The 10,273-nt window shown below is 65.6% G+C and carries 7 protein-coding genes; 3 read left to right on the top strand and 4 right to left on the bottom strand.

Annotation, left to right across the window (positions count from 1 at the left end; all coding sequences use genetic code 11):
• Window positions 1–310: 310 nt before the first annotated feature.
• The 3 genes from rpmG to rnr all read right to left on the bottom strand — a co-directional run bounded on the left by rpmG (window position 311) and on the right by rnr (window position 4,292).
• Window positions 311–478 (bottom strand): 50S ribosomal protein L33, encoded by a 168-nt coding sequence (gene rpmG, locus PHE40_RS04265; protein ID WP_284256963.1) that lies wholly within the window; start codon window positions 476–478, stop codon window positions 311–313.
• Window positions 479–549: 71 nt separating this feature from the next.
• Entirely contained in the window at window positions 550–2,073 is a 1,524-nt protein-coding gene (locus tag PHE40_RS04260) for a S41 family peptidase (RefSeq protein WP_299958457.1), read from the bottom strand.
• Window positions 2,070–4,292, bottom strand: coding sequence for a ribonuclease R (gene rnr / locus PHE40_RS04255; protein WP_299958454.1), 2,223 nt, complete (start codon window positions 4,290–4,292; stop codon window positions 2,070–2,072). Before rnr ends, PHE40_RS04260 begins: the two co-directional genes overlap by 4 nt.
• 136 nt (window positions 4,293–4,428) lie before the next feature.
• On the opposite strand from rnr, the gene PHE40_RS04250 reads away from it, so the two are divergent.
• From PHE40_RS04250 to PHE40_RS04240, 3 genes are all read left to right on the top strand, one after another.
• Window positions 4,429–8,649, top strand: a complete 4,221-nt coding sequence (locus PHE40_RS04250; RefSeq protein WP_299958451.1) for a Hint domain-containing protein — start codon at window positions 4,429–4,431, stop codon at window positions 8,647–8,649.
• A gap of 127 nt (window positions 8,650–8,776) precedes the next feature.
• The gene (gene rpsD, locus PHE40_RS04245; protein ID WP_299958448.1) at window positions 8,777–9,391 is read left to right on the top strand and encodes a 30S ribosomal protein S4; all 615 of its coding nucleotides are present in this window, start codon (window positions 8,777–8,779) and stop codon (window positions 9,389–9,391) included.
• 129 nt (window positions 9,392–9,520) lie between these two features.
• Entirely contained in the window at window positions 9,521–9,892 is a 372-nt protein-coding gene (locus PHE40_RS04240; protein ID WP_299958445.1) for a hypothetical protein, read from the top strand.
• On the opposite strand, the gene PHE40_RS04235 is transcribed toward PHE40_RS04240, so the two are convergent.
• Window positions 9,889–10,188: a hypothetical protein gene (locus tag PHE40_RS04235; RefSeq protein ID WP_299958442.1), complete on the bottom strand. Its 300-nt coding sequence runs from the start codon at window positions 10,186–10,188 to the stop codon at window positions 9,889–9,891. The two genes, PHE40_RS04240 and PHE40_RS04235, sit on opposite strands and share 4 nt — an antisense overlap.
• Window positions 10,189–10,273: the final 85 nt, after the last annotated feature.

Raw genomic sequence — 10,273 nt, 5'->3', positions numbered from 1 at the left:
GTTCGGGTGATTTTCAACTTCGCGCCCATCAGATGCTCCCATCATGCGAATCGCCGCATCAGGGTATCGAATCCGATTTCGGCCGCGATGGGAATCCTCCTCAATCAAGAGTCAGCCTCAATCGGGGCTGGTATTATACCAGTCAGCCTTAAGGCTGACTGGTATAATACCAGCCCGCCACCAAACCAAGAGAGTCAAGCTCTTGGCGGGCTGGTATAATAGGCAAACGCAAAAAACCCCGGCACAGCTCTGCACCAGGGGTTTTGGCAAGGCCGTGTAACCAGCTCCCCTGCGGGGGGGGGGGACGCGATTACTTGATCTTGGCTTCCTTGAACTTCACATGCTTGCGCACGACGGGGTCGTACTTGTTCAGCTCAAGCTTTGTGGTCTGCGCCCGCGCGTTCTTCTTGGTCACGTAAAAGTAACCCGTGTCCGCGGTGGAAATCAGTTTAATTTGAACGACGTTCGATTTGGCCATGTTTAGAATCTCCAGAAGCGCGCCGTATGGCGCATTTTGCGCGGGTTGGTCAAGGGTTGTGGTTGCATTGGCTAGGGCAGCAGCGCCGCTTGATAGGCTTTCGGGGTGGTGAACAGATAGCTGGCGGCAGCGAAATCTTCGTCGGAGCCGGTGTCGGCGGGGCAGGCGTCGCGCACGCTCAAAATAGCATCCACGGAGGCGCCGGCGCGCATGGCGCGGGCCTTCGCCAGTGCTGGCGCCATCAGGTTCTGGCCTTTTGCAAGCGCGTTGAGCTGGGTTTGTAGCCCGGCGGGGCCGAGGCTGGTGCAGACCTGCGGCATCACGCCCAGGCTTTGCAGGGGCCAGCCACGCGGCGCGAGCACGCGGCTCCAGGTCACGAACAGTTCGCCACCGTCGGGCAGGGAGGTTACGGTCTGCACAAGGCCTTTCCCCAGGGTCTCGGAGCCAACGACCACGGCGCGGCGGTTATCGGCCAGGGCGGCGGTGAGAATTTCGGCGGCGCTGGCGGTCTGGCCGTCAACCAGCACGACGATCCTGATCCCCCCGGTAAGGTCGGCGCCCTCGGCGCTGAAAGACTGGTCAGCATCAGGGTCGCGTCCGGCTGTCTGGGCGATGGGCCCGCTCTGCAGCAGCGAATCGGCAACCAGGATGGCCTGGCGCAATATGCCGCCGCGGTTGCCGCGCAGGTCGAGCAGAAGTCCGCTTGGCGGCGGCTGCGCGCTCATGGCGGCTGCCAGGGCGGAGGAGAACTGGTTGCCGGTGCCCTTGTCGAACCCGGAAATCTTCAGGGCCAGAACGCCCAGCACGGGCGAGGGTTCGGTAAACACCGTCTGCGGCGGAATAAATGCCCGCGTGATGGTGATGTCCTGCGGCGCGCCGCCAGCCGAGGGGTCTTGCAGCTGGAGCGTGGTGGTGGTGCCGTAGATGCCGCTCATTTCGTTGTTAAGATGGGTTATTTCGCCGGGAAAAACCGGCTTGCCATCCACTTTCAACACCTGGGCGCCCGCGGTGAGTCCCGCGTCCTCGGCGGGGCCGCCGGCGGCGACGCTGGCGATCACCACGTTGTTTCCCTGCTGCCCGAAGCTAAGCCCCGCGCTCGCGAGGCCGGTGATCATCAGCTGATCCTGCGCGGCCTGCAGCGGTGGCTCGTAGCGCGAATACGGGTCGAAATGGTTGAACAGCTCGTCAAAGAAACTGGTGATCACCCCTTGCGTGCCGGCCTGCTGGAGCGCCGGAGAGACGGCATAGGCGGCGCTGGCCACCTGCGCCGCCGCCTTGCCCCAGGCTGCCGCGTCGTTGGGCGCCGGGGCGGGGAGGGAGAGGATAAGCTGTTGCGGCCCGTTCAGCAGGATCTGGTTGTTCACCAAGGTGGCGCTGAGGTCAGGGTCAAGGGCGGCCAGCCCGTTAAGGCCCCAGATCGTCATCTGCGGAATGGTGAGTTGCTGCAGCGCGCGCGGCGCGATGTAGGTAAGCGCCGCGCCCCAGACAGAGGCCGCCGTTACCGAATCGAACGCAGGCGCGGCCAAGGCCGGGGAGGTCCATACGCTGCCCGGCAGGATCACGCAGACAAAAAAGATGACAGCCGCGCGAATCACCTGCGGCGTTTCGATTTTGGTTTGGATTTATGCGTCCCACGGCCTCGCGGCTCAGAACGCGGGCCGCGCGGGCCGCGCGGGGGCGCGGCATCGGCCGGGGCGAACAGCAGCCCGCCGGTCACGGGGCGGGCCTCGGTCAGGCGCACATCCAGCATCTGGGCCAGTTGATAGGTCTTGCGCGACCGCTTGCCGATCAGACTCTGGGCAGCCTCGTCATGCATCCAGAAATCGTCAGCCAGGCTTGCCATGCTCAGAAATCCACTCGCGCCACTCTCAGGTAGGGTGACGAATAGACCGAACTTGGTCACCCCCGATACCCGCGCCGTGAACAACTCTCCCACGCGGTGTTGTAAATACAGCGCCAGGTAGCGGTCGGTGGAGTCGCGCTCGGCCAGAGCAGCGCGGCGTTCGGTCGCGGTAATCCGCTCGGCGGTGTCCTCAAACTGCGAAATATCATCTGGCGCCAGGCCATCCCGGCCGAGCTTCAGCCCGGTGATGAGCGCGCGGTGCACCAGCAGATCGGCATAGCGGCGGATAGGCGAGGTAAAATGCGCGTATTTGGTGAGCGCCAAGCCAAAATGGCCAATATTCTCAGCGGAATATTCGGCCTGGGACTGGCTGCGCAGGATGGTTTCATTCACGAGGCTGGATTTGTCCGTACCGGCGACAAGTTTCAACACGCGGTCGAGGTCGCGGGGGTGAATTTGGTCGCCCGCGGCCAAAGAAATATCGAGTGTTGCCAAAAAGGAACGTAAATTATCCAGCTTCTCGGCGCTGGGCGGTGCATGCACGCGGTACATGCAGGGCAGGCGGCGCTTTTCCAGCTCCTCGGCGGCGCAGACATTGGCCAGGATCATGAATTCCTCAATCAGCCGGTGGCTATCGAGTCGCGGGCGTGGGGCGATGCTTTGTACCTGGCCGTCCGTCCCCAGCACCACCTTGCGCTCGGGCAGATCGAGATCGAGCGTGCCGCGCGCCTCGCGTGCCGCCTTCAGCGCCGTGAAGGCGGCGTAGAGATGGGCATGGTTGTTCGGGTCATCCTCGAATTCCGCCTGCACCTGCTCATAGGTTTTGCGCGCCGCCGAGCGCATCAGCCCGCGGCCGAACTGGTGTGAGAGCTTGGCACCGTGCACGTCAATATGCATCTCCACGAAGAGGCAGCCGCGCTCCTCATGCGGCTTGAGGCTGCACCAGCCGTTGGAGAGCGCCTCGGGCAGCATCGGCACCACGCGGTCGGGGAAGTAGCAGGAGTTGCCGCGCTCCTTCGCGGATTTATCCAGCGCGGAGCCGGGTTTTACATAATGGGCGACATCGGCGATGGCCACGATGAGCCGGTAGCCGTGCGAGGCGGGTTCGGCGAACACGGCATCGTCGAAGTCGCGGGCATCCGCGCCGTCAATGGTGATGAGCGGCACCTCGCGTAAGTCGGTGCGCTTGCCCAACGGCGCGGCCTTGGCTTTTTCGGCCTCCTTCAGCGCGGCGCCGGGGAAGTCCATGGGGATGCCATGGGTGGCGATGGCGATGAGGCTGACCGAGCGCGCATCAGTGATCGAGCCGAGCCGCTCGGTGATGCGCGCCGGTTTGGGCCCCATGAATTTGCCGCCAGGCAGGGGTTCGGCGCGCACGATCTCATCGGCCAGCGCGCCCAAAGTTTCATCCTGCGGCACCACCCATTCGGATTTCTGCCGCCGGTCTGTGGGCTCGATGCGCCCGCCCTGGGGCGTGGGGTGGAACACGCCGACGATGCCGCCCACCTGCTCGGCCAGACGTTTGAGGGTACGGCCCTCGTATTTATCGCCGCCGATCTGCTTGAGCCGCGCCAGCACCCGCGCGCCCGGCGCCAGCGCCGCCTGGCCACGCGCCTCGGCATGCATGAAGATGACCGGCGGGCGGCCGGGGCCATCCCATGCCACCGGGCGGGCCAGGGCTTCACCGTCGCGGTCAATCCCGGTGACCTCGACCACCGCCGTCTCCGGCAGCCGCCCGGCCTCGACGAATTTTTTGCGCCCGGCGCGCTCCACCACGCCATCGGCCTCCAGCGATTTCATGAGCCCGCGCAGGGCCTTTTTGTCATCGGGCGCCACGCCGAAGGCACGCGCCACCTCGCGCAGCCCCACGGTCTGCGAGGCTTCCTTCAGGAACGCCTTGACCGTCTCCCGGCTCGGCAGCGCCGATGGGGGTTTTGCTTTGGCGCGGGGCTTTTTATGCACGGTTTTCATGCTGCACAGTATGGGGCCTAGCCGGACGCGCCACCATAACCGCGCGCACGATTCCCGGAATAATTCCTTGGGGCGGGAATTTTTGAAGATTCTATATTAAGTTGTGATAATTCCCATTGGCGTATAACTTTAGGTTGTGACCGCCAGCCTGAACATCGACGCGCCCGCGACCCTGACCGTGCTAGGCGGTAACGCGGTGTTATCCTCGCTGGCCAACATGCCGCCCGGCGCAATCGTGGTCTCCGACCCCGCCAGCCCTGGCGTGCTCAACGTGCAAATCGTCGCGGGGAATGCCGGCGCGGCGCTCTCCGCCAGCTCCCTCGGCGGCGCCACGGTGAGCGCCAATGGCAACACGCTGAGCCTGAGCGGCACCGCGCTGCAGGTGAACACCGCTCTGGCGAGCCTGGAGGTGAACGAGCCGGTCAGCCTCGCCCGTGATGTGCTGACCCTGGCGGCCAGTGACCCTCTGGCCCTGAGTGCGCAGACCAACATCGCGGTCGATATCGTGCCGCAGACCGGCCCGGCCTTCGCCGCGCCGCCGCGCATCGTCACCATCCAGGCGAACATGCTGGACACCATCTCCGGCATGTTCCTCAGCGACCCCATCGCCAGCGGCCTCACGGCGATGGGACTGGGCGCGCAGGAGTCGCTCACCCTCACCCTATCCGCCGCCTCTGGCGTTCTCTTGCTGCCGGGCTACACCAATGCCAGCGGTATCGCTGCCATCGGGCTTGGCACCGGCAGCATCGTGTTGAGCTTCACCGCCGCCGAAATTGACGCGCTCAACACCCTGCTCGCCGGTCTGGCTTTCGCGGGGGCGAAAATCACCGGCGGCGAGCATCTGTATTATGCGTTGCGCCATGTCTCCGGCCCGCTGCCCACGGCACTGACCTATGGCAATATCTTCCTCAACATCATCGGCACAACCGCCAGCGGCGCCACCTTGGCGGCGGGTTCGCAAACGGTGCTGACAACTGGTGGCACGCTGGGCGGCGTGCTTGGCGGCGTCACCACGGGGCTGGGCGGCGTCTCATCGTCCGGCGGTGTGGTGATAGCGCCGGATGCGAGCCTGCAACTGCCGGGAAGCAGCCTCAGCCTGAGCGGCACCAGCGATGATTTTGGCACGCTCGGCGCCGCCAGCCTGGCTTTGGACGGCGTACTGGCGGCGGGTAGCGCGACGCTTGGCGGCCCGTTCGTGCTTGGCACGGCTGGGTTGCTCGATTTCAACGGCATGCTGGTGGCAGGCAATGCCGAAACGTTGAACAACCAGCTGGAAGTCTCGCTGGCGGCGGGGGCCTTGCTCACCGGCAACGGCACGCTTCAGGCGGGAAATTTCTCTGAATCGGGAATGATCGCCGGGCCGGGCACCATAGCGGCCCTGGGCGGGGAGACTCTGCTGCTGGCGGCGGGCAGCATCGGCGGCGGGGCGGTGCTGCAAGTTGCGTCTGGCGGGGCCATGGTGCTGGGGCCGCTCTCGCCGCTTTATGGCATATTCGATGCCACGCCCGTCACCATAGATGCCTCGGTGACGCTGAATTTTGTTAACGGCACCGGGGCTGGCGTCACGGGCGGCTATGCGGGCCTGCTGGGCGGGGCTGGCGGGGCGTTTGTCATTAACGGGCCGCAGGCGTTCTCGGGCGCCATCACCGGCTTTGCCCCCGGCGATCAGCTGATCTTTCCGGGCCTCTCGAACTTCAGTATCTATAATGTCACCGCCGGTTCCTTCGCGGTGGGCGGGCAGGATGCCAGCGGCAGCACCGTTAGTTATGTCATCCACGCCGCCATCCCCAGCGGCAGCGTTCTCGCGTCCGGGGTGGATGCGCAGGGCGACCCTTCGGTGTTTCTGCGCCCCGCCGCGCCAACCATCGTCACCACCGGGGTTTTCGAGGCCAGCGCGGGTGTCGCGCAGCCGCTGCAGGGCATCGCGCTGCAGCTCGCCGCCGCCACCACGCAGAGCCTGAGCCTGACGCTTGCCGCCACCCAGGGCCTGCTCAGCGATGGCGGCGGCCCGGCGGCGCAGATCACGCTGACCGGCGCCAACATTGCGGCCCTCAACACAGAGCTGGCCGGGCTCACCTATGCCGGCACCGGCCTGGCCGACACGCTCACCCTCACCAGCGCCAGCCCCGCGCTCGGCGGTTTGGCGGATAACGTCTACATTACCGCCGCCGCGCCCGGCGTGGTCAACGGCCTTGGTGGCGGCGTTTTCAGCGAGGGGCAGACCGCCTCCTTTGGCCTTACCGGCGGTGTTTCGCTGTTCAACCAGCCCGCCGCCCCCGGCGCGCTGCTGGTGGATGGCGCCACGGATTTTTCCGCGCCGCTCCAGGCCAACGGCATTTCCGGCACCGCTTTGATGGTGGAAAACGGCGCCACCGCGATTTTTGACTCCAGCGCCACCGTGGCGCTGGGCGGTGATGCCACCATTGGCGACGCCAACGGCTCTGGCACGCTGGCTATTTTCACGCAGGCATTCTCCGGCACCGGCAATATGACTCTGGCGGGCAACGCCGCCGCCACGGGCAGCGATGCCTATGTGCCGGGCGGGCTCAGCCTCGGCGGCTTGCTGGCCATTGGCGCAAGCGGGCAGTTTGCCCTCACCGGCCGCCTGAGCGCCGCCGCCGCCTCGCTGGCCGCCGGGGGGACATTTTTCGCCTACGGCAGCGCCAGCGCGCAACTCGGCGCACTCGCCGATGCGGGGAACATCATGCTGGACGGCGCGGCGCGCGCGGCGGCCATGAGCCTGGATTTATCCGGCGCGCTTTCCCTGGGCGGCATAGCCAGCCTGGGGATTTCCGGCGGCCTGAACATGAGCGGCACCAGCGCGTTGCGGATCGGCGCGGGGGCCGCTTTGCAGGCGGCAACAATCGAACAACTGCAAGGCGTCATCACCGACTCCGGCCTGTTGGCCGTCACCGGCAGCCTCGGCGCGGCGGGCACGATCCTGCTCACCGGCGGCACGCTGGAGGCGGCCTCCCTCACCAATAACGGCACGCTGGCGGGCTATGGCGTCCTCAACGCCGCAAGCCTCACCAATAATGGCGTTATCCTGGCGCAGGGCGGCGCGCTGGTGCTGGGCGGCACGGTTGGCAATGGCGCCCATATAACGGTGATGGCCTCGGCGGCGCTGGATGTAACCGGCGATTTTTCCGGCGCGGTGATCACCTTCATGGGCGGCGATGCGGTGATCACACTGGATGACCCGGCGCGCTTTACCGCCAGCGTGGCGAACATGGCCGCCACCGACGCGATTGATCTGGTAGGCGTGGCGCCAAGCCTGGTGAGCTGGTCCGGCGGCACGCTCACCATCGCCAGCAGCCAAAACTCTCTTGCCGCTACGGTGGCGTTGCAGATCGCGGCGGGGGAACCCGCGTTCAGCGTCCTCTCCGATGGCGCGGGCGGCGCGCTCATCACCTTGGGCGGCACGCTCCCCTGTTTCGCGCGCGGCACCCGCCTGCTCACGCCGCATGGTTACCGCGCGGTGGAGGATATCAAGCCCGGCGATCCGCTGATAACCGCCGCCGGGGCGCGCCGCCCGGTGCGCTGGATCGGGCGGCGCACGCTCGACCTTGGCCCAAGCGGCGCGCGCGAGGGGCTGCCGGTGCTCATCCTGCCTAACGCCTTCGGGCCAGGGCAGCCCGCGCGCCCGTTGCGGCTCTCGCCCTCGCATTGTGTTTATGCCGGCGGGGTGCTGGTTCCGGCGGTGCAGCTGGTCAACGGTGCCACTATTTTGCGCGAGCGAACTGCCCCGGCGATGACCTATTACCATGTGGAGTTGGACCGCCACGACATTCTGCTGGCCGAGGGGCTGGCCTGCGAGTCGTATTTTGACGATGGTAACCGCGGCGCGCTCTATCATGAAACAGGGCGCCGCTCACCGGCCCGCAAACCCTTTGCGGCGGTCATCACGCGCGGGGCGCGGCTGGCGGCGGTGCGCGCGCGGTTGCATGAAATCGCGCTGGGGCAGGGGTTCTCGCTCACCTACTGGCCGAGCCTGCGCGCGGTGGCGGCGGGACATACCGCGATCCCCGAGATCAGCACCGCGCGGGGCGGGCGCTTTGCGCGCTTTGTGTTTCCAGCGCCGGTGCGCGCGGTCACGCTGCTTTCCGCGGTCTCCTCCCCGGCCGACACCGACCCCGCCTGCGAGGACCGGCGCGAGCTTGGCGTTTGCCTGGGCCCGGTTGCGGGTGTGGAGCTGGGGCAGGGGTTCTACCCGCGCGGCGCGCAGGACGATGGGGTCTGGATGGGACGCGCCGCCACCTTGAACCTGCCGCGCGCGGCGGCGGACTTCACCCTGCCGCTGGCCGCCATCGCGCAAAGCTGGGTCAAGCCGGTTGACGCCAAAGCCGCCCCAGCGTAGGAGGCGGGCTCGTTGCCGGGAACGTGGACAGGCGGTGGTCGCCTGCGCCCGCTCTTTTCTGCATTTGCAATCCTGCAGCTGCTGAAAAGAGACTATCGGCGGAATTTTAACAAGAAAGGCCAGCGCCATGACCAAGCGCACTGAGAGTAAGTATAAGATTAACCGCCGTTTGGGCGTTAACCTGTGGGGCCGCGCGAAATCGCCGGTCAACAAGCGTGAGTACGGCCCCGGCCAGCATGGCCAGCGCCGCAAGAAGCCGTCGGACTACGGCGTGCAGCTCATGGCGAAGCAGAAGCTGAAGGGCTACTACGGCAACATCTCCGAAAAATCCTTCTATAAATATTACGAGGAAGCCGTGCGCCGTAAGGGCGACACGTCTGAAAACCTCATCGAGATTCTGGAGCGCCGCCTCGACGCCGTGATCTATCGCATGAAGTTCGCCGTCACCCCGTTTGCCGCGCGCCAGTTCGTCAGCCACGGCCATGTGACCGTGAATGGCCAGAAGGTGAACATCCCGTCCTACATGGTCAAGGACAACGATGTGATCGAGGTGCGCGAGAAATCCAAGCAGTTCGCCGTTGTGCTCGATGCCGCCCAGTCCTCCGAGCGCGATGTGCCGGAGTATATGGAAGTTGACCATCGCGCGATGAAGGGCAAGTTCCTGCGCACTCCCAAGCTGGCCGATGTGCCCTTCCCGGTGCAGATGGACCCGAACCTGGTGGTGGAATTCTACTCGCGTTAAATTCCGCACAACGCGCATCACGAACACGGCACCTTCGGGTGCCGTTTTTGTTTGGTGCTGGTTACATGCGGGAAATTCCGGCGTTACAGTCGCTCTCTACATGGAAGATCTTTCTTCAAGGAGATATCCATGCGCCGTCCTGCTCTTGCCGCCCTGCTCGGTCTTGCTGTTCTGCCGGGCTTTGCCGCCGCCCAGCCTGTTCCCAATCCGCCGTCCGGCCCTGGTATGATGCGCGGGCCGGGGTGGCGCCATGAGGGCAACCGGCCCGAGGATCCGGCCGCGTTCCTGATGAAATTCTACGCCGCCAACACCACGCATGACGGCCATCTGACCCTGGCGCAGGCGAAGGCCGCGGGCATGGGGCCGATTGCGGAGCATTTCACTGAAATTGACACCAAGCATCATGGCTACATAACGCCATATGACATTGAAGCCTGGCGGCTGGACGCCATGGCCAGACGCCTGGAGCTGCGGGCGGATCAACTGCGCGCCCAGGATTAGCGGTTTTTGGTCCGGCCCTGGGAGATGGCCTGCCCAGGCTTCTGCCCAGGGTCGCCGGTTACGAACATCTGGTGCAAAATCTCGCCGGCGCTGGGCTCCACATAGGCACTGCCCGCGGCGCCGCCGGTGGGGCTGGCGGCGGCGTTGCCGCTGGGGAGAAACTGCGAGGCAACCGAGCCGGGGCCGAACAGATGCACCACCTCGCCCGAGGGAGGCGGGTTGGGCGGTTGGCGGGCCTGGGCCGCGCCGACGCTGCACAATGCGGACAGAATGATGAATAATTTATTGATTTTCAAAAATTTATCTCCAAAAACGGGAGGCGTGTCCAAGCTGTATCATCGCTCCGGGCGTGGCCGCGTCAAGTCATGGCAGTATCCAAAA

Origin of the sequence: Acidocella sp. (assembly GCF_028687955.1) — a bacterium.
Classification (GTDB): Bacteria; Pseudomonadota; Alphaproteobacteria; order Acetobacterales; family Acetobacteraceae; genus Acidocella.
The sequence above is the reverse complement of the archived record's forward strand: the minus strand, read 5'-3'. Positions and strand labels throughout refer to the sequence as shown.